Origin of the sequence: Nocardioides deserti, assembly GCF_014266025.1 — a bacterium.
Classification (GTDB): domain Bacteria; phylum Actinomycetota; class Actinomycetes; order Propionibacteriales; family Nocardioidaceae; genus Nocardioides; species Nocardioides deserti.
The window spans coordinates 101,018-119,267 of sequence record NZ_JACMYC010000006.1 but is presented as its reverse complement, the minus strand read 5'-3'; the positions used below and the strand labels follow the sequence as shown (position 1 = coordinate 119,267).

Here is an 18,250-nt window from a genome sequence, read left to right as displayed (position 1 = left end):
GAGCAGCGAACCATCCGTTACATGTCCGGCCGCCGCCGCCCCCGCACCGCCCGCCGGTCGACCGTCTAGGCTCCGGGCCGTGCCCGACCGCAGCCCCTCCCGCCTCGTCGTCCTGGTGTCCGGCTCAGGGACCAACCTGCAGGCGCTGCTGGACGCGTGCGCGGACCCGACGTACGGCGCCTCGGTGGTTGCGGTCGGCGCCGACCGGGACGGGATCGAGGGGCTGGCGCGGGCGGACCGGGCCGGCGTGCCGACGTTCGTGACGAAGGTCGGCCAGTTCACCAGCCGCGACCACTGGGACCGCGCGCTCGCGGACCGGGTGGCCGCGTTCGAGCCGGACCTGGTCGTGCTGGCCGGCTTCATGAAGCTGGTCGGCGAGGACTTCCTCGCCCGGTTCGGCGGCCGCACGGTCAACACCCACCCGGCGCTGTCGCCGTCGTTCCCCGGCATGCAGGGGCCGGCCGACGCGCTGGCGTACGGCGTGAAGGTCACCGGGGCGACGCTCTTCGTCGTCGACGCGGGCGTCGACACCGGCGCGATCGTGGCGCAGGTGGCGGTGCCGGTGGAGGACGACGACGACGTCGACTCGCTGCACGAGCGGATCAAGGCCGCCGAGCGGGTGATGCTGGTCGACACGGTCGGCCGGATGGCGCGCGAGGGATTCGTCGTCGACGGTCGGCGGGTGCGCCTCGGCGGCTGAGCGCCTCTATGCTGGGCCGCACACGACTGGCGCAGGTGGGTGACCACCGGGGAGTGACGTCGGGAGCATCGTCCGCCTGGGTGCTCCCTCCGCGCGAGCAGGAGTGCACCCATGGCTGACCACACCGCCGACCACGCCCTCGACCAGGTCCCGGTCAAGCGGGCCCTCGTCTCCGTCTACGACAAGACCGGTCTCGACGACCTCGTCCGCGGCCTCCACGAGGCGGGCGTCGTGCTCGTCTCGACCGGCGGCTCAGCGCGGCGCATCGAGGAGCTCGGCCTCCCCGTCACCCGGGTCGAGGAGCTGACCGGCTTCCCCGAGTGCCTCGACGGCCGGGTGAAGACGCTGCACCCGCGCGTGCACGCCGGCATCCTCGCCGACCGCCGCCTCGACGCGCACGTGCAGCAGCTCGCCGACCTCGAGGTCGAGCCGTTCGACCTGGTCGTGTGCAACCTCTACCCGTTCACCGAGACCGTCGCCTCGGGTGCCACGCCCGACGATTGCGTCGAGCAGATCGACATCGGCGGCCCCTCGATGGTCCGCGCCGCGGCCAAGAACCACCCCTCGGTCGCCGTCGTCACCAGCCCCGCGCGGTACGACGACGTGCTGGCCGCCGTCGGCGCGGGCGGGTTCTCGCTCGACCAGCGCCGGGCGCTCGCGGCTGAGGCGTTCGCGCACACCGCGGCGTACGACGTGGCCGTCGCGTCCTGGATGGGCAACGTCCTGACCGACTCCTCCGAGGGCACCGGCTTCCCGGCGTGGGCCGGCGCGACGTGGGAGAAGAAGGCGACGCTGCGGTACGGCGAGAACCCGCACCAGCCGGCCGCGCTCTACACCTCCGGCCACGGCACCGGCGGGCTCGCGGCCGCCGAGCAGCTGCACGGCAAGGAGATGTCGTACAACAACTACGTCGACACCGACGCCGCCCGGCGCGCGGCCAACGACTTCGACGAGCCCGCCGTGGCCATCATCAAGCACGCCAACCCGTGCGGCATCGCGGTCGGCGCGGACGTCGCCGAGGCGCACCGCAAGGCGCACGCCTGCGACCCGACCTCGGCCTTCGGTGGGGTCATCGCCGTCAACCGGCCGGTGTCGGTGGAGATGGCGCAGCAGGTGGCCGAGGTGTTCACCGAGGTGATCGTGGCGCCGGCGTACGACGAGGGCGCCGTCGAGGTGCTCCAGGGCAAGAAGAACATCCGCATCCTCGTCTGCCCGGTCGACGCCGGCGCGGCCGTGGAGACCCGGCCGATCAGCGGCGGACTGCTCATGCAGCACGTCGACCACGTCGACGCCGAGGGCGACGACCCCTCGACCTGGACGCTCGCGACCGGCGAGGCCGCGTCGGCCGAGGTGCTCGCCGACCTCGCCTTCGCGTGGCGCGCGTGCCGCTCGGCGAAGTCCAACGCGATCCTCCTCGCCAAGGACCGCGCCTCGGTCGGCGTCGGCATGGGGCAGGTCAACCGCGTCGACTCCTGCAAGCTGGCCGTCTCGCGGGCGGGGGAGCGGGCCGCCGGCTCGGTCGCCGCGTCCGACGCGTTCTTCCCGTTCGAGGACGGTCCGCAGATCCTCATCGACGCCGGCGTCACCGCCATCGTCCAGCCGGGCGGCTCGGTCCGCGACGAGCTGACCATCGAGGCGGCGAAGGCGGCCGGCGTGACGATGTACTTCACCGGCACCCGGCACTTCGCGCACTGACCGTTCGTCCCTGAGAGGATCCCCGAGATGACTGCACAGAAGCTGGACGGCAGCGGCACCCTCAAGGCGATCAAGGCCGAGCTGACCGAGCGCGTGGCCGCGCTGCGCGAGCAGGGCGTGGTGCCCGGCCTCGGGACGGTGCTGGTGGGCGACGACCCGGGCTCGCACTGGTACGTCGGCGCCAAGCACAAGGACTGCGCCGAGATCGGCATCGAGTCGATCCGCGTCGACCTGCCCGCGAGCTCGACCCAGGCCGAGGTCGAGGCCGCGATCGACGAGCTGAACGCCGACCCGGCCTGCACCGGGTTCCTCGTGCAGCAGCCGACCGGGCTCGACGAGTTCGCGCTGCTCTCGCGCGTGGACCCCGACAAGGACGTCGACGGCCTGCACCCGGTCAACCTCGGCCGGCTCGTGCTCGGCGAGGACGGCTCGCTGCCGTGCACGCCGCTGGGCTGCATCGAGCTGCTCCGCCGCCACGGCATCGAGCTGCGCGGTGCCGAGGTGGTCGTCGTCGGCCGCGGGCTCACGGTCGGCCGGCCGATGGGGCTGCTGCTCACCCGCCGCTCGGAGAACGCCACCGCGACGCTGTGCCACACCGGCACCCGCGACCTCGCGGCGCACACGCGCAACGCCGACGTGGTCGTCGCGGCCGCCGGCGTGCCCGGCATCATCACCGGCGACATGGTCAAGCCCGGCGCGGCCGTGCTCGACGTGGGCGTCTCGCGGGTCGACGGCAAGATCGCCGGCGACGTGGCCGACGACGTGTGGGAGACCGCCGGCTGGGTCTCGCCGAACCCCGGCGGCGTCGGCCCGATGACCCGCGCGATGCTGCTGGTCAACGTCGTGACGATGGCCGAGCGCAAGCTCGCCGCCTCGAAGGTCCCGGCCTGAACGTCGTGTCCGACCCCGCCGCACCTCGACCCGAGCCCGAGCCCGACGACCAGCCCGACGAGCAGCCCGACGAGCAGCCCGGCCACGTCCCGTCCGAGGACGAGGTCGCGGCCGAGCTGGCCGAGGAGATCGAGCTGCTCGAGGAGCGGCGGTACCCCTCGACCCTCGGCGGCGCGTTCTACCTGCTCGTCCTCGCGGCGACGACCGTCGGGATCGGCGTCGTCGCCGCGGGGGAGTGGCGGCTGGGGATCCGCGTGGTGGCCGGGGCGATCCTCGCGGCGGCCCTGGTGCGGCTGGTGCTGCGCCAGCGCGACGCCGGCATGCTCGCCGTACGCCACCGGCTCGTCGACGTGCTCGTCCTGGTCCTCGTCGGGTCGGCCCTGTTCTTCCTCTCCGCCACCATCCCCGACCAGCCCCTGTAGGACCGGCCGCGTCGGCTCGGCCCGGCGCGGCTCGGCTCGGCTCGGCAGACTTCCCCGCAATTGCGCCGGAATCGCGCGCGCTCCAGACGCCCAGGGCCGCTACAACCGCGCAATTGCACGGTTGTAGCGGCCCTGGGTGTGGCGGGTCTGCGTCAGACCAGACCGAGCTGGGTGACGGCGTCGCGCTCCTCGGCCAGCTCGGCGGTGGAGGCGTCGATCCGGCCGCGGGAGAAGTCGTCGATCTCCAGGCCCTGGACGATCTCCCAGTCCCCGCCGCGGGTGGTGACTGGGAAGGAGGAGATGAGCCCCTCGGGCACGCCGTAGGAGCCGTCGGAGCGCACGGCCATCGAGACCCAGTCGCCCTCGGCCGAGCCGAAGAGCCAGTCGCGGGCCGCGTCGATGGTCGCCGAGGCGGCGGAGGCGGCCGAGGACGAGCCGCGGGCGTCGATGATCGCCGCGCCGCGCTTGGCGACGGTCGGGATGAAGTCGTTCTCGATCCAGGCCTGGTCGCCGACGACCTCGGCGGCGTTGCGGCCGCCGACCTCGGCGTGGAAGAGGTCGGGGTACTGCGTCGCCGAGTGGTTGCCCCAGATCGTCATCTTCGTGATGTCGGTGACCGGCGCGCCGGTCTTGGCCGCCAGCTGCGAGATCGCCCGGTTGTGGTCGAGGCGGGTGAGCGCGGAGAACCGCTCCTGCGGGATGTCGGGAGCGTTGCTCATCGCGATCAGCGCGTTGGTGTTGGCGGGGTTGCCGGTGACCCCGATGCGCACGTCGTCGGCGGCGACCTTGTTCAGCGCCTTGCCCTGCGTGGTGAAGATGGCGCCGTTGGCCTCGAGCAGGTCGCCGCGCTCCATGCCCGGTCCGCGCGGACGGGCGCCGACGAGCAGGGCGAGGTTGACGCCGTCGAAGATCTTCTCCGCGTCGTCGCCGATCTCGACGCCGGCGAGGCCGGGGAAGGCGCAGTCGTCGAGCTCCATGACGACGCCCTCGAGCGCCTTGAGCGCCGGGGTGATCTCCAGCAGCCGCAGCTCGATCGGGCGGTCGGCCGCGAGCGCACCGCTCGCGAGGCGGAACAGCAGGCTGTAGCCGATCTGGCCGGCGGCGCCGGTCACGGCCACCTTGAGGGGGGTAGAGCTCACGAGGACTCCTTGTCGAGGTCGGCGGACGCTGCCGACGCTAGCAGCGGACGTGAGGTGGACCACGCCGGGTGAGCGGACCGCGGCCGGATGGCGGGCCGCGCCCGCCTAGGCTGGCCTCCGTGCGTACGACGGGGGCGACCGCTGCGGCTGCGTGCGCCGCGTCGCTCGCCGTCTCGCTCCTGCTCGGCGGGTGCGGCACCGCCTCGCCCACCAGCCCGCCCACCGGCGTCGACGAGCTGGTCGTGCCGACGCCGTCGCCGGACGCCGACGACTTCGTGGCGGAGATCGACAACCCGTGGTTCCTCGGCGACCTCGGGACGGCCGCGGTCGGCGGCACCGAGGAGGTGGCCGGCGTCGAGGTCACGGTCGTCGGCGACGACTACTACGCGCAGGACCGGCGCGGCAACGTGTGGTGGTTCGGCACCGCGGGGGAGTGGCAGGCCGGCGCGGACGGTGCGCAGGCGGGGCTGGCGATGCCGGCGGAGCCGCGGTACGGCGACTCCTGGCGCACGGCGTACGTCCCCGGCGTCGTCGAGGACGTCACCGCGGTCACGGACTTCGACGACGACTCCGTCCAGCTGGAGACGACGTCGCCGCTCGACCCCGGTGTGGTCGAGCGGCGGACGGTCGACCGCGCCGACTGAGCTCGCTGCTCGACCCAGCGGGACGACCAGCGGGACGACCAGCGGGGGAGGCTCAGCGGATCTGGGTCCCCTGGTCGCCGCCGCCGGAGGTGTCGGGCCAGGGGTTCTGCTGGGTGGGGTTGGCCTGCGGGGTGGTCCACTGCGGGTCGGCGGGCTTCCACTCCTGCGCGACCGGGTCCCACTGCCAGCCGTCCTGGATGATCGGCCGCTCCTGGTCCCACTGCTGGGTGGTGGCCGCGGCGCCGTCGGCGGAGCCCGAGCCCGTGCCGGAGCCCGTGTCGGAGGCGCTCCTGCGGGCCGGCAGGCGCAGGCCCGAGCCGGGGACGGGGGCGCCGGAGCGGCCCAGCACGAACGGGTGCGCGAGACCCGCGAGCAGGCCGCCGAGCAGCGGCCCGAGGATGAACACCCACTGCTGGAGGATCGCGTCGCCGCCGGCGAAGAGCGCGGGGCCGATGGAGCGGGCCGGGTTGAGCGAGGCGCCGGTGAACCGGATGGCCAGCAGGGCGAGGGCGACGAGCGCGAGACCGGTCCACAGCGGGGCGAGGTCGCGGTCCTCGCGGCGCTCGTCGAAGACGGCGAGCACCACGAGCACGAAGAGGAAGGTCACGAGCACCTCGAGCAGCAGCGCCGCCCACGCGGCGTACCCGTTGCCGAGGTCGGCGAAGGAGTTCTGGCCCATGTTGCCCTCGGCGTCGAAGCCCTCGTAGCCGTGCAGCAGCGCGAAGAGCACGAGCCCGGCGAGGACGCCGGCGACGACCTGGGTGCCGATGAGCATGCCCGCGTCGCGCCAGGCGGTGCGGCCGGCGACGGCCGATCCGACGGTGGCGGCGGGGTTGAGGTGCGCCGAGACCCGGCCGAGGGCGGCGACCGCGGCTGCGTGCGCGAGGCCGTAGGCGAGGGCGGCGGCCACGACGTCGTCGGAGAGGACGAGGGTGCCGGCGGCGACGAGGACGACGAGGAAGGTGCCGAGGGCCTCGGCAGCGATCCGCTGCCCGGTTCCGGGCAGGGCGGTGTGCGGGGTGCTCATGCCTCGGTGGTCCCCGTCGCGCACACCCCCCAAACCCCGGCGGGCACAGAAGCGGCACGTGGTCCAGGCATGGCACGTCGACCGTCCGGGTGCGAGGCTGGGCGTCGGCGCGGCCGTCAGGTATCTTGACGTCAAGAAACATGCACGACCTCGATCGTCCGCGATCCGCCCCCAGCCGTCCAGCTACAGGAGCTGCCGTTCCATGGCCAAGATCATCTACACGCACACGGACGAGGCGCCGCTGCTCGCGACGTACTCGTTCCTGCCGATCGTCTCGGCGTACGCCGCGAAGGCCGGCGTGGACGTCGAGACCCGCGACATCTCGCTCTCGGGCCGCATCCTGGCCCAGTTCGGCCTCGTCGACGACGCGCTCGCCGAGCTCGGTGAGCTGGCCACGACGCCCGAGGCCAACATCATCAAGCTGCCCAACATCTCCGCCTCCATCCCGCAGCTGAAGGCCGCGATCAAGGAGCTGCAGAAGCAGGGCCACGACATCCCGGACTACCCGGAGAACCCGCAGAGCGACGCCGAGAAGGACGCCCGCGCCAAGTACGACAAGGTCAAGGGCTCCGCGGTCAACCCGGTCCTGCGCGAGGGCAACTCCGACCGCCGCGCGCCGGCCTCGGTCAAGAACTACGCCAAGGCCCACCCCCACCGCATGGGCGCGTGGAGCAGCGACTCCAAGACCAACGTCGCGACCATGGGCGAGCACGACTTCCGCTCCAACGAGAAGTCGGTCGTCCTCGAGTCCGACGACACCCTGCGCATCGAGCTCGAGGCAGTCGACGGCACCACCACCGTGCTCAAGGACGGCATCAAGGTCCTCGCCGGCGAGGTCGTCGACGGCACCTACATGGACGTCGCCGCGCTGCGCCGCTTCCTCACCGAGCAGGTCGCCCGCGCCAAGGCCGAGGGCGTGCTGTTCTCCGCCCACCTCAAGGCCACGATGATGAAGGTCAGCGACCCGATCATCTTCGGCCACGTGGTGCAGGCGTTCCTGCCGACGCTGTTCGAGCAGTACGGCGAGCAGCTGCGCGCCGCGGGCATCTCGCCGAACGACGGCCTCGGGGCGCTGCTCAACGCGGTCGACTCGCTGCCGGAGGGCGAGGCCATCAAGGCCGCCGTCCAGCAGGGCCTGGCCGACGGGCCGGCGCTCGCGATGGTCGACTCCGACAAGGGCATCACCAACCTGCACGTGCCGAGCGACGTCATCATCGACGCCTCGATGCCGGCGATGATCCGCACCTCGGGCCACATGTGGGGCCCCGACGGCGAGGAGGCCGACACCCTCGCGGTGATCCCGGACTCCTCCTACGCCGGCGTCTACCAGACCGTGATCGACGACTGCCGCGCCAACGGCGCCTTCGACCCGGCCACCATGGGCTCGGTGCCGAACGTCGGCCTGATGGCCAAGGCGGCCGAGGAGTACGGCTCGCACGACAAGACCTTCGAGATCCCCGCGGCCGGCACCGTCCGCGTCGTCAACAGCGCCGGCGACGTGCTCATGAAGCACGACGTGCAGCCGGGCGACATCTGGCGCGCCTGCCAGACCAAGGACGAGCCGATCCGCGACTGGGTCAAGCTCGCCGTCACCCGGGCCCGCGCGAGCAGCACCCCGGCGGTGTTCTGGCTCGACGAGACCCGCGCCCACGACGCGAACCTCATCGCCAAGGTCGACGAGTACCTGAAGGACCACGACACCGACGGCCTGACCATCGAGATCATGGCGCCCGCCGAAGCCACGGCGTACTCCCTCGAGCGCATCCGCCGCGGCGAGGACACCATCTCGGTGACCGGCAACGTGCTGCGCGACTACAACACCGACCTCTTCCCGATCCTCGAGCTCGGCACCTCGGCGAAGATGCTGTCGGTCGTCCCGCTGATGAACGGCGGCGGCCTCTTCGAGACCGGCGCCGGCGGCTCGGCCCCGAAGCACGTGCAGCAGCTGGTCAAGGAGAACTACCTGCGCTGGGACAGCCTGGGTGAGTTCTTCGCCCTCGTGCCGTCGCTGGAGCTGTACGCCGAGCAGGCCGGCACGCCGGGCGCCAAGGTGCTCGCCGCCGCCCTCGACCGCGCGACCGGGACGTTCCTGGAGCAGGACAAGTCCCCGACCCGTCGCGTCGGCGGCATCGACAACCGCGGCTCGCACTTCTACCTGGCGCTCTACTGGGCCCAGGAGCTGGCGAACCAGACCGAGGACGCCGACCTGGCCGCCGCCTTCAAGCCGCTCGCCGAGCGGCTGGCCGCCGAGGAGGAGACCATCGTCGCCGAGCTGAACGGCGTCCAGGGCTCCCCGGCCGACATCGGTGGGTACTACCGCCCGGACGACGAGAAGGCCTCGGCCGTCATGCGTCCGTCGGCGACGCTGAACGAGGCGCTCGCCTCGCTCTGATCCCTCGGCACCCCGCGGCCCACCACCTTCTCGGTGGTGGGCCGCGGTGCGTCCCGGGGCCCGCAGCGCGAGGCGATCCGGCGGAGCCGCACGGCGTTGGGCACCCCGCTGGTCCCCCGGCGGAAAAGCAGGTGAGGGATGTCGGCGGCGCGCCGTAGCGTCGACCCCGATGACCGTGACGAGCGAGCCCGCGACCGACAGTGCCGCGCCGGTGCCGGGCCCGAGCGGTCCGTCCCCGGCCGACCCCGCCCGGGTCGTGGACTGGCGCCGGCTGCGGTCGGGGGTCGCGCTGGCCGCCCTGGTCGCGCTCTTCGTCGCCGCGACCGGCCAGGCACTGGGCTCGGTGGTGGCCGGCCGCCTGGCCGCCGGCCCCAGCGGCGAGCTGGTGCTGCTCCTGGCGCTGTGCGTGGTGGGCGCCGCCCTGCTCGACTCCGCCGGCCGAGTGGCCTGGGCCGGCGTCGCCGACCGGGCCGAGGGGCGGCTCCGGGCCGACCTGCTCGACGCCGCCCTCCAGCAGCCGCTGAGTCGGCTGGGGGACCAGGCCGTCGGCGAGGTCATGGACCGCGTCGACGACGACACCTACGAGGTCGGGGTGCTGGTGCGCCGCCAGGTCTGGGACGCGCTGCGCACCCTGTTCGCCACGCTCCCGATGTGGGTGATCGCCGGCCTGACCTGGTGGCCGGCGTGGCTGCTGCTGCCGGCGGTCACCGCGGTGACCGTCGTCGCGGTGCGGCCGCTGCTGCCGGAGATCTCCCGGCGCAAGGTGCTCGAGGAGATGGCCTGGACCGACCACGCCGCCGCGCTCGAGGAGGGCGTCGCCGGCCGCGACGACCTGCGCACCAGCCTCGGCCAGGCTCACGTCGTACGCCGTTTGGCCGCGCTCTCCGCGGAGGTGCACCGGCGGCTGGGGGCAGTGCTCGAGGCCGAGACGCGCCTGGCCCGGCGCGCCGGCCTGCTGCTGCACGGGTTGCTCGCGGCGGTGGTCGTCTCGGGCGTGGCCCTCGTCGCGACCGACGGCATGTCGGTCGCCCGCCTGGTGACACTGTTCCTGGTCACCTCCGGCTTCGTGGGACAGGTCAGCAACCTCGCCCAGCACCTCCCCGACCTCCAGGCCGGCCTCGGAGCCCTGGTGCGGATCCGCCAGCTGCTCGAGGCGCCGCCGGAGCCGGAGGGCGGGCTCGCGGTCCCGGCGGGCCCGCTCGACCTGCGGTTCAGCGACCTGCACTTCGCCTACGAGCAGGGCCGGTTCGCCCTGGAGGGCGTCGACCTGGTGGTGCCGGCGGGGCAGACCTGCGCCCTGGTCGGCCGGACCGGCTCGGGCAAGTCGACACTGGCCGCGCTGGTGTCCCGGGCGGTCGAGCCCGAGCGCGGGTCGGTCCTGCTCGGCGGCGTCGACGTCCTTGACCTGGACCTGCAGCAGCTGCGGGCCACCGTCGGCGTCGTCACGCAGCGCACCGAGATCCTAGCCGGCACGCTCGCCGAGAACATCACGCTCTTCGCCGAGGTGTCCACCGCGCGGGTCGAGCACGCGGTGGCCGAGCTGGGCCTCGAGTCCTGGGTCGCGGGCCTGCCCGACGGCCTCGCCACGAGGCTCGGTCCCGGTGGGACCACGCTCTCGGCGGGGGAGGAGCAGCTCGTGGCGTTCGCCCGCCTGCTCGTCCGGGACGTTCGCGTGGTCGTGCTCGACGAGGCCACCGCCCGGATGGACCCGGTCACCGAGGACCTCGTCGTCCGCGCCGCCGACCGCCTGCTCGCGCGCCGCACCGGGCTGCTCGTCGCCCACCGGCTCGGCACCGTCGAGCGCGCCAGCCTCGTCGCCGTGCTCGACCACGGCCGGGTGCTGCAGCAGGGGCCGCACGCCGACCTGGCAACCCGGCCCGGGCCGTTCCGCGACCTGCTCACCTCGGGGGCCGGGATCGAGCCGCTGGAGACCGGTCCGGCCCCGGAGCCGGAGAGCCCGAGCGCTCCGGGCCCGGCTCCGGCTTCCGAGACCGGTCCGGGCGCTGCTCCGGGCGGTGGTCCGGGCGCTGTCGGCGGCACGCGACGGAGCGGTCCGCCGCCGGTGCGGCCCGACGCCGGCGACGGTCCCACCCTGACCCGCGGCATCGCCCACGTGCTGCGCATCCACCCCGAGTGGGGCCTGGCGGGCGCCGTGCTCTTCCTCGTTGGCTCGCTGACCGGCGCGTTCGGCACGCTGACCGGGTGGGCCTGGGGCCGCCTCGTCACCGACCTCGCCGACGGTGGCACCCCGGCGGTGCTGACGCTGGTGGTCGTGGGCAGCCTGCTCACGGCGCCGCTGGTGCTCGCGGCAGCGTTCCTGCGCTACCCGCACTGGTGGGTCGCGGTGCTGCTGCGCACCCGGCTCTCGGTGCTGGTCGGGCAGACCAGGCAGCGCCGGCTCGCGCGCACGCCGCCCGGGGAGGTGGTGGCGCGGACGATGGACGCCGACCGCTACGCGCGCTACGGCGACCGCTGGGTCGACCTGGTCAACGGACTGGTCATCGTGGTCGCGACCGCGGTCGCGGGCACCAGCCTGCTCGCCGGCGGCGTGCTGCTCGCGGTCATGGTCGTCTCCGCGCTCGCCTCCTCGCTGGGCCGGCCGGTCGCCGGTCGGTCCGCCGCGGCCGCCTCGCGTGCCCGCGCGGGGTTCGGCCGGTCGCTGGTGTCGGTCCTCGACTGCGTACGCACGGTGAAGCTCGCGGCCGCCACCGCCGCGGTCCGCCGCCACCTCGGCCGGGTCGACTCCGGCCGCGTCGACGCCGCCGTGCGCGAGCACCGCGTCCAGGCCGCCCTCGACGGGGTCCCGGTCGTCGTGGTGCAGTGCGGCGTCGTGGCCGCGTGGGGCGTGCTCGCCGCGGGCGGGTGGGGCCTGGCCACGGCGCTGCTCGTCGCCTCGGCGGTCAACGGCTTCGACTGGTTCGGCCGGGTCGCGGGGTCGGTGATCACCGAGGCGCCCGGCACCCGCTCCTGGCAGCGCGCCACCAGCCGGCTCGCCGGAGGCGCCGACCTGATGACCCTGCCTCCCGGCGTCGACCTCGTCCGCGGCACCGCACCGGACCCCGAGCCCGCCCCGCGCGTGCCGCTGCGCCGCCTGGAGCTCCGCGGTGTCGACGCCGTCCACGACGACGGCACGCTCGGCGTCACCGGCGTCGACCTCAAGGTCCGGGCCGGTGAGCTGGTGCTGCTGCTGGGCCAGGTGGGGTCCGGCAAGTCCAGCCTGCTGGCGGCCCTGGCCGGGCTGGTCGACCACACCGGCTCGATCCGCTGGAACGGCCAGGAGGTCGAGGACGCCGAGGTGTTCCTCCGCCCCGGCCAGGTCGCCCACGTCGCCCAGGTGCCGCGCGTGCTGTCGGGCACCTTCGCCGACAACGTCGTCCTCGACCACGCCGGCCAGCGCGGGCTCGAGGCCGCGGTCGCCGACGCCCGGCTGCGGCGCGACGTGGAGGAGGCCGGCGGGCCGCACGCCCTCGTCGGGCACCGCGGCGTACGGCTCTCGGGCGGGCAGGTGCAGCGCCTCGCGCTCGCCCGGGCGCTGGCGACCGACGCCGAGCTGCTGCTCGCCGACGACGTCTCCAGCGCGCTCGACGCCGCCACCGAGCTGGAGCTCTGGGAGGCGCTGCGGCGGCGCGGCACGACGGTGGTCGGCGCGACCTCCAAGCGGTCCGCGCTGTCGCGCGCCGACCGGGTCGTGGTCCTCGTCGACGGGCGGGTCGCCGCGAGCGGGCCGTGGTCGGAGCTGGCCGGCACCTGGGGCCACCTGGCCGGCTGAGCCCGACGGCTTGGGCAGTCGACGGGCCGCTCCGCGTCAGACGAGGGTGGTCAGGACGCCGCCGTCGGCGCGCAGAGCGGCGCCGTTCGTGGCCGACGACAGCGGGCTCGCGAGGTACAGCACGAGGTTGGCGATCTCGTCGGGCTCGATGAACCGCTGGAGCAACGAGGTCCGGTTCTCGGCGATGACGGCAGCCTTGAGGTCCTGGACGTCCATCCCCTGGGCCTGCGCGATCCGTCCGACGACGTCGGCCACGCCGTCGGAGTACGTCGGCCCGCCCAGGACCGTGTTCACGGTGACGGCACGTCCTCGGGTGAGCTTGGCGAGGCCGTTGCTGAGGGCGAGCATGCCGGCCTTGGACAGCCCGTAGTGCACCATGTCGGCCGGGACGTCCACGCCGGACTCGCTGCTCAGGAAGATGATCCGGCCCCCGTTCCGGGCGAGCATGCCCGGCAGCGCGTGCCGCGAGAGCCGGACCCCGCTCATGACGTTGACGTCGAAGTAGCGCCGCCACTCGTCGTCGGTGATGTCCTCGAACGCCTTTCGCTCGAAGAGACCGACGTTGTTGACCAGGATGTCGACCTCGCCCAGGGAGCCCAGCAGGCCCTCGACCTGCTCGGGGTCCGCGAAGTCCGCGACGATGCCCGACACCGCGGCGTCGGGGACCTCGCCGGCCAGGCGCTCCACCGCGTCGCGGACGCGACCGTCGTGTCGACCGTTGACGACGACGGCGGCCCCTGCCCGGAGAAGTGCCCGGGCGACCGCGTAGCCGATCCCCTGCGTCGAGCCGCTCACGAAGGCCCTCGTGCCTGCCAGTTGCATGTCCATGCGTTCCCTCCGGGTCGTCACCGCACCTCGGATGAGTTGCGCAGTCAAGTGAAACGTACGCAGGCGGCACTTTCCGAGTCAAGTTAATCGGGGTGCGGGGGAGGCGCCCGTCCGCCTACGCTGGTGCCATGGCGGACACGCGCACGACCGCAGGGCTCGACGACGAGGAGCTCCAGACCTGGGCCGCGCTCGCGACCCTCCTCGAGTGGTTGCCCGCTGCGCTCGACGCCCAGCTGCAGCAGGACGCCGGCCTGACGCACTTCGAGTACGGCATTCTCTTCGCGCTGGCCGACGCGCCGGACCACACGCTGCGGATGAGCACCCTCGCCGCGTACGCCAACAGCTCCCTCTCGCGGTTGTCGCGAGCGGTGTCGCGACTCGAGTCGAGGGACTGGATCACGCGGGCCCCGGACCCCGACGACGGGCGCTACACCCTCGCGACCCTCACCGCTGCCGGCGTGACGAAGGTCGACCACGCGACCCCGGGTCACGTGCAGCTCGTCCGGCGACTCGTCCTCGGCCCGCTCACCCAGCCCCAGGCCAAGCAGCTGCGGGAGATCAGCGGGCGGATCATGCGGGGGATACGGCCCGAGGACGGCTGGACGCGCGCCGCCGGCGCGGGTGGGAAGGACCCGCAGCGGACGACCTGACCGTCTCGACGAAGGCTCGCACCCGCTTTCTCACGTCCGCAGGACGGAGGGGAACCCGCGCGCCGCTCCCCTGGAGGCACTGGCCGCCGAGGCCGCCCGCCGTGGGCACCGCGTTGACGCCCGCGGGGCCGAGGCAACCGATGGCGCGGCCTTCGGGGACCCGGTGGCTTCCGTCGTCCGCGACCACGGAGGGACGCCTCGACGTCCTGGTCGGCAAGGCGGGGGTGGTGCTCCTGTCGCGCCTCGAGTCGCTGCTCGTCGACGTGCGCGGTCTCCTCCACGGCATCGCCGCTGTGCCGCCGCACTTCCGCGAGCACGGGGGACACGTCGTGACGGTGGCCTCGATCGGAGCCCACTGGGTGGTGCCGACCTCGGCGGCCTACTCGGCGACCAAGTACGCCGCGGAGGTGATGCCCACCTACCGCGCCGCGAGCATCCCTCCCGACGCGGTCGCCGGCGCCATCGGGTTCGCCATCGACCAGCCGGACGACGTCGACGTCAACGAGGTGGTCGTGCAGGTGGTCGTGCGACCGACCCGACTGTGGTGACGACGGGCCTCGCGCCGCCCGCCGGAGCCGCCCGCCGGAGTCGCCCACCTGCAGGGCTGCGACCCCCGGAACCCCCGGAACCCCCGGCGCCCTCCGGTCGTTGCACCGGCGTGCGCACCCTCCTCGTCACGACCGCCCTCGCGACCACCCTGCTCGCCGGCTGCTCCGAGGCCGAGGACATCGTCCGCGGGGCGGCGGAGGACGCCGGCTGCGCGGCGGCGCAGCAGGCGATGGACGAGGCGGAGCGCCGCGCCCGCGACGCCGTCGCCGACCTCAAGGCCGACCCCCAGGCCGCCGAGCGCGAGCTGACCGCCGTCCGGGACGTGCTGGCCGCGGCCGAGCAGGGTCTCGGTGGCGAGACCCGCCAGCAGGTCGACCGTGCCGGGAAGGCGGTCGGCCGGCTCCTGACGCAGGCCCGTGGCGCCGCTGAGGGCACCCGCGTCGACGACGAGGCGGTCGCCGATGCCGAGCGCCGGCTCGACGACGCTGTCGGCGAGATCACCACCGTCTGCTGAGCCTCGAGGGCCGGCTGCGGAATAGGCCGGCGCCCGCGGCCGGTTGGAGGATGAGCACGTCCCCGACCGGAAGGCCCCATGACCTCCACCGCGCCCGCGCCCGCGACCGCGCCTGCCCGCGACGTCGCCACCCCGGCCGGGGGTCGCCGCTTCGTGCTGGCCGTGCTCGCCCTGGCGGTGGGCGGCTTCGCCATCGGCACCACCGAGTTCGTGACGATGGGGCTGCTGCCCCAGATCGCCGAGGGGATCGGGGTCTCCGAGCCGACCGCCGGCCACGTGATCTCGGCGTACGCGCTGGGCGTCGTGGTCGGCGTACCGATCCTGTCGTTCTTCGCCGCCCGGCTCCCGCGCCGCGGCCTGCTCGTCGGGCTGATGGCGGCGTACGCCGCGTTCAACCTGCTCAGCGCGGCCGCGACCGGCTACGGGCTGCTGACCCTGGCCCGCTTCCTCGACGGTCTCCCGCACGGGGCGTACTTCGGCGTCGCCAGCCTGGTCGCGGCCAACCTCACGACGCCGGAGAAGCGCGGCCGCGCGGTGGCCAGCGTGATGCTCGGCCTGAGCGTGGCGAACGTCGTCGGCGTGCCGGCCGCGACCTGGGTCGGCCAGCACCTGGGGTGGCGCGCGGCGTACGTCATCACCGCGGCCCTCGCCGGGCTCACCATGCTGCTGATCCTCGCGTTCGTGCCGTCGGTGCCGGGCGACAAGGAGGCGACCGGCCGCGCGGAGGCGCGCGACTTCTTCACCAACCGCCAGGTGTGGATGACGATGGCGGCCGGTGCGGTCGGCTTCGGCGGCATGTTCGCCGTCTACTCCTACATCGCGACCACCGTCACCGACGTCGGCGGGCTCGGCAGCGGCACGGTGCCGTTCTTCCTGCTCGCCTTCGGCCTCGGCATGGTCGCCGGCACCTGGCTGGGCGGCGAGCTCGCGGCCTGGTCGGTCTTCCGCTCGCTCATCTGGTCCGGCATCGGGTCGACGCTCGTGATGCTGCTCTTCTGGGCGGTCGCGCCGTTCGGCTGGTGGCTGCTGCCGGTCGTCTTCCTCATCACCGCGGTCGGGTCGGTGCTCGTCACCAACCTGCAGATCCGGTTGATGGACGTCGCCGGCAACGCGGTCACCCTCGGTGCCGCGATGAACCACGCCGCCCTGAACCTCGCCAACGCGCTCGGCGCCTGGCTCGGCGGCCTCGTGATCGCTGCCGGCCTGGGCTACCGCGCGCCGGCCCTCGTCGGCGCCGGGCTGTCGGTGCTCGGCGTCGCGATCCTGCTGTGGTCGGCGGTGGTCCACCGCAATGGCCGGGCCGCGGACGCCCGTCGGGCCTGAGCCGCACGACCGGGGTCCGGCGTGCGGCCGGGCGCGCCGGTCGGGGAGAATGGCCGCCATGTCCACCACCACCTCGCCCGAGACCGCCGCGCCCGTCGCGGCGTCCGGCGGTGCCCGCCCGCGGGTGCTGTCGGGGATCCAGCCGACGGCCGACTCGTTCCACTTCGGCAACTACCTGGGTGCGCTGCGACAGTGGGTGGACCTCCAGCGCGACCACCAGCCGTTCTTCTTCATCGCCGACCAGCACGCGATCACCGTCGAGCAGGACCCCAAGGTGCTGCGCGAGCGCTGTCTGCGCGCGGCCGCGCAGCTGCTGGCGATGGGGATCGACCCCGAGCGGTCCGCGATCTTCATGCAGTCGCAGGTCCCGGCCCACGCCCAGCTGGGGTGGGTGCTGCAGTGCCTGACCGGCTTCGGCGAGGCGCGCCGGATGACCCAGTTCAAGGACAAGTCGGCCAAGGGCGGTGAGGGCGCGGCCAGCGTCGGCCTGTTCACCTACCCGATCCTCCAGGCCGCCGACATCCTGCTCTACCGCCCGCACTACGTGCCGGTCGGCGAGGACCAGCGCCAGCACCTCGAGCTGACCCGCGACCTCGCGCAGCGGTTCAACAGCCGCTACAAGAAGACCTTCCGGCTGCCCGAGCCCTACATCCTCAAGGCGACCGCGAAGATCGCCGACCTCCAGGACCCGGCGCGCAAGATGTCGAAGTCGGCCTCGTCGCCTGCGGGCATCGTCGACATGCTCGACGACCCGAAGCAGAGCGCGAAGAAGATCCGCTCCGCGGTCACCGACTCCGAGGCGGAGATCCGCTTCGACGTCGGGGCCAAGCCGGGCGTCAGCAACCTGCTGACGATCTACTCCGCGCTGACCGGCACCACGGTCGGCGACCTGGAGGCGCAGTACGCCGGGAAGGGCTACGGCGACCTGAAGAAGGACCTCGCCGAGGTCGTGGTCGAGTTCGTGACGCCGTTCCGCGAGCGGACCATCGAGCTGCTCGACGACCAGGCGCACCTGATGGCCGTGCTGCAGCGCGGGGCCGAGACCGCCGGGGCGGTGGCCGAGGCGACGATCAAGGACGTCTACCAGCGCGTCGGCTTCGTGGCGGCGGCCCAGTAGGGTCGAGGGATGCCGACGATCGGGGTTGCCGTCGCGATCCCTGAGCCCTGGGCCAGCGAGCTCCAGGACTACCGGACCGCGCTCGGGGACACGACCGCGACGATGATCCCCACGCACATCACGCTGGTCCCGCCGACCGAGCTGGCCGAGAGCGACCTCGCGGCCGTCGAGGAGCACCTCGCCGCGGTGGCGGCCGAGCGACGGACGTTCCTCGTGCACCTGCGGGGGACCGGCACGTTCCGGCCGGTCTCGCCGGTGGTGTTCGTGTCGTTGGTCGAGGGGATCTCCTCGTGCGAGCAGCTGGCCGCCGCCGTGCGCCGGGGGCCGCTCGCGGTCGACCTGGAGTATCCCTACCACCCGCACGTCACCATCGCCCACCACCTGGGCGACGACCAGCTCGACCGTGCCTTCGACGACCTGGCCGACTTCGAGTGCGAGTTCCTCGTCGGGGAGTTCCACCTCTACGTGCACGACGAGACGCTCGGCTGGCAGCCCAGCCGGGAGTTCACGCTCGGGGGCTGACCGCGCGGGCTGACCGATCCGGGCTGACCGATCCGGGCTGACCGCTCGGGGCGGGGTGGGTACCTGCC

At 73.7% G+C, this 18,250-nt stretch carries 16 protein-coding genes and 1 riboswitch; of the genes, 13 read left to right on the top strand and 3 right to left on the bottom strand.

The annotated features are described in order from the left end of the window. Positions 1-79: 79 nt before the first annotated feature. From purN to H7344_RS21205, 4 genes are all read left to right on the top strand, one after another. Entirely contained in the window at positions 80-700 is a 621-nt protein-coding gene (gene purN, locus H7344_RS12215; protein WP_186346306.1) for a phosphoribosylglycinamide formyltransferase, read from the top strand. Between the two features lie 12 nt (positions 701-712). Further along, a riboswitch (ZMP/ZTP riboswitch) is annotated at positions 713-789 on the top strand. A gap of 22 nt (positions 790-811) precedes the next feature. After that, positions 812-2,395 carry a bifunctional phosphoribosylaminoimidazolecarboxamide formyltransferase/IMP cyclohydrolase gene (gene purH / locus H7344_RS12210; RefSeq protein WP_186346305.1) on the top strand — a complete coding sequence of 528 codons (1,584 nt, stop codon included), beginning with the start codon at positions 812-814 and terminating at the stop codon, positions 2,393-2,395. Positions 2,396-2,422: 27 nt separating this feature from the next. Beyond that, positions 2,423-3,286 (top strand): bifunctional methylenetetrahydrofolate dehydrogenase/methenyltetrahydrofolate cyclohydrolase, encoded by an 864-nt coding sequence (locus tag H7344_RS12205; protein ID WP_186346304.1) that lies wholly within the window; start codon positions 2,423-2,425, stop codon positions 3,284-3,286. A 5-nt stretch (positions 3,287-3,291) separates the two neighbouring features. After that, a complete protein-coding gene (locus H7344_RS21205; protein ID WP_186346303.1) occupies positions 3,292-3,708 on the top strand; it encodes a DUF3017 domain-containing protein in 417 nt (138 codons plus the stop codon). A 152-nt stretch (positions 3,709-3,860) separates the two neighbouring features. Here the strand turns inward: H7344_RS21205 and H7344_RS12195 are convergent, their stop codons facing one another. Beyond that, a complete protein-coding gene (locus tag H7344_RS12195) occupies positions 3,861-4,847 on the bottom strand; it encodes a malate dehydrogenase (protein WP_186346302.1) in 987 nt (328 codons plus the stop codon). Positions 4,848-4,966: 119 nt separating this feature from the next. On the opposite strand from H7344_RS12195, the gene H7344_RS12190 reads away from it, so the two are divergent. Further along, a complete protein-coding gene (locus H7344_RS12190; RefSeq protein ID WP_186346301.1) occupies positions 4,967-5,491 on the top strand; it encodes a hypothetical protein in 525 nt (174 codons plus the stop codon). A gap of 52 nt (positions 5,492-5,543) precedes the next feature. On the opposite strand, the gene H7344_RS12185 is transcribed toward H7344_RS12190, so the two are convergent. Further along, positions 5,544-6,518 (bottom strand): MIP/aquaporin family protein, encoded by a 975-nt coding sequence (locus H7344_RS12185; protein WP_186346300.1) that lies wholly within the window; start codon positions 6,516-6,518, stop codon positions 5,544-5,546. A 202-nt stretch (positions 6,519-6,720) separates the two neighbouring features. Between H7344_RS12185 and H7344_RS12180 the strand changes: the two genes are divergently transcribed. Together H7344_RS12180 and H7344_RS12175 are read left to right on the top strand one after the other, a co-directional pair. After that, on the top strand, positions 6,721-8,910 hold the full coding sequence (locus H7344_RS12180; protein WP_186346299.1) for an NADP-dependent isocitrate dehydrogenase: 2,190 nt from the start codon (positions 6,721-6,723) through the stop codon (positions 8,908-8,910). A 169-nt stretch (positions 8,911-9,079) separates the two neighbouring features. Continuing rightward, entirely contained in the window at positions 9,080-12,679 is a 3,600-nt protein-coding gene (locus tag H7344_RS12175) for an ATP-binding cassette domain-containing protein (RefSeq protein ID WP_186346298.1), read from the top strand. Between the two features lie 36 nt (positions 12,680-12,715). Here H7344_RS12175 and H7344_RS12170 read toward each other — a convergent pair whose 3' ends face one another. Further along, on the bottom strand, positions 12,716-13,474 hold the full coding sequence (locus H7344_RS12170) for an SDR family NAD(P)-dependent oxidoreductase (protein WP_229707097.1): 759 nt from the start codon (positions 13,472-13,474) through the stop codon (positions 12,716-12,718). Positions 13,475-13,635: 161 nt separating this feature from the next. Between H7344_RS12170 and H7344_RS12165 the strand changes: the two genes are divergently transcribed. The 6 genes from H7344_RS12165 to H7344_RS12140 all read left to right on the top strand — a co-directional run bounded on the left by H7344_RS12165 (position 13,636) and on the right by H7344_RS12140 (position 18,182). Then, the gene (locus H7344_RS12165) at positions 13,636-14,157 is read left to right on the top strand and encodes a MarR family winged helix-turn-helix transcriptional regulator (RefSeq protein WP_186346296.1); all 522 of its coding nucleotides are present in this window, start codon (positions 13,636-13,638) and stop codon (positions 14,155-14,157) included. 140 nt (positions 14,158-14,297) lie between these two features. Beyond that, on the top strand, positions 14,298-14,705 hold the full coding sequence (locus H7344_RS12160) for an SDR family NAD(P)-dependent oxidoreductase (RefSeq protein WP_186346295.1): 408 nt from the start codon (positions 14,298-14,300) through the stop codon (positions 14,703-14,705). A gap of 110 nt (positions 14,706-14,815) precedes the next feature. Continuing rightward, complete coding sequence (locus tag H7344_RS12155; protein WP_186346294.1) at positions 14,816-15,220, top strand: hypothetical protein; 405 nt, start codon at positions 14,816-14,818, stop codon at positions 15,218-15,220. A gap of 78 nt (positions 15,221-15,298) precedes the next feature. Continuing rightward, positions 15,299-16,543: an MFS transporter gene (locus tag H7344_RS12150; RefSeq protein WP_186346293.1), complete on the top strand. Its 1,245-nt coding sequence runs from the start codon at positions 15,299-15,301 to the stop codon at positions 16,541-16,543. Between the two features lie 58 nt (positions 16,544-16,601). Continuing rightward, a complete protein-coding gene (trpS, locus tag H7344_RS12145; RefSeq protein ID WP_222130587.1) occupies positions 16,602-17,660 on the top strand; it encodes a tryptophan--tRNA ligase in 1,059 nt (352 codons plus the stop codon). A 9-nt stretch (positions 17,661-17,669) separates the two neighbouring features. Next, complete coding sequence (locus H7344_RS12140; protein WP_186346291.1) at positions 17,670-18,182, top strand: 2'-5' RNA ligase family protein; 513 nt, start codon at positions 17,670-17,672, stop codon at positions 18,180-18,182. Positions 18,183-18,250: the final 68 nt, after the last annotated feature.

Bases quoted from the DNA above. Each gene is read 5' to 3' on its own strand.
- purH (WP_186346305.1), top strand. From the start codon at position 812: ATGGCTGACCACACCGCCGACCACGCCCTCGACCAGGTCCCGGTCAAG.
- H7344_RS12205 (WP_186346304.1), top strand. From the start codon at position 2,423: ATGACTGCACAGAAGCTGGACGGCAGCGGCACCCTCAAGGCGATCAAG.
- H7344_RS12185 (WP_186346300.1), bottom strand. From the start codon at position 6,518: ATGAGCACCCCGCACACCGCCCTGCCCGGAACCGGGCAGCGGATCGCT.
- H7344_RS12180 (WP_186346299.1), top strand. From the start codon at position 6,721: ATGGCCAAGATCATCTACACGCACACGGACGAGGCGCCGCTGCTCGCG.
- H7344_RS12175 (WP_186346298.1), top strand. From the start codon at position 9,080: ATGACCGTGACGAGCGAGCCCGCGACCGACAGTGCCGCGCCGGTGCCG.
- H7344_RS12165 (WP_186346296.1), top strand. From the start codon at position 13,636: ATGGCGGACACGCGCACGACCGCAGGGCTCGACGACGAGGAGCTCCAG.
- H7344_RS12160 (WP_186346295.1), top strand. From the start codon at position 14,298: ATGGCGCGGCCTTCGGGGACCCGGTGGCTTCCGTCGTCCGCGACCACG.
- H7344_RS12150 (WP_186346293.1), top strand. From the start codon at position 15,299: ATGACCTCCACCGCGCCCGCGCCCGCGACCGCGCCTGCCCGCGACGTC.
- trpS (WP_222130587.1), top strand. From the start codon at position 16,602: ATGTCCACCACCACCTCGCCCGAGACCGCCGCGCCCGTCGCGGCGTCC.
- H7344_RS12140 (WP_186346291.1), top strand. From the start codon at position 17,670: ATGCCGACGATCGGGGTTGCCGTCGCGATCCCTGAGCCCTGGGCCAGC.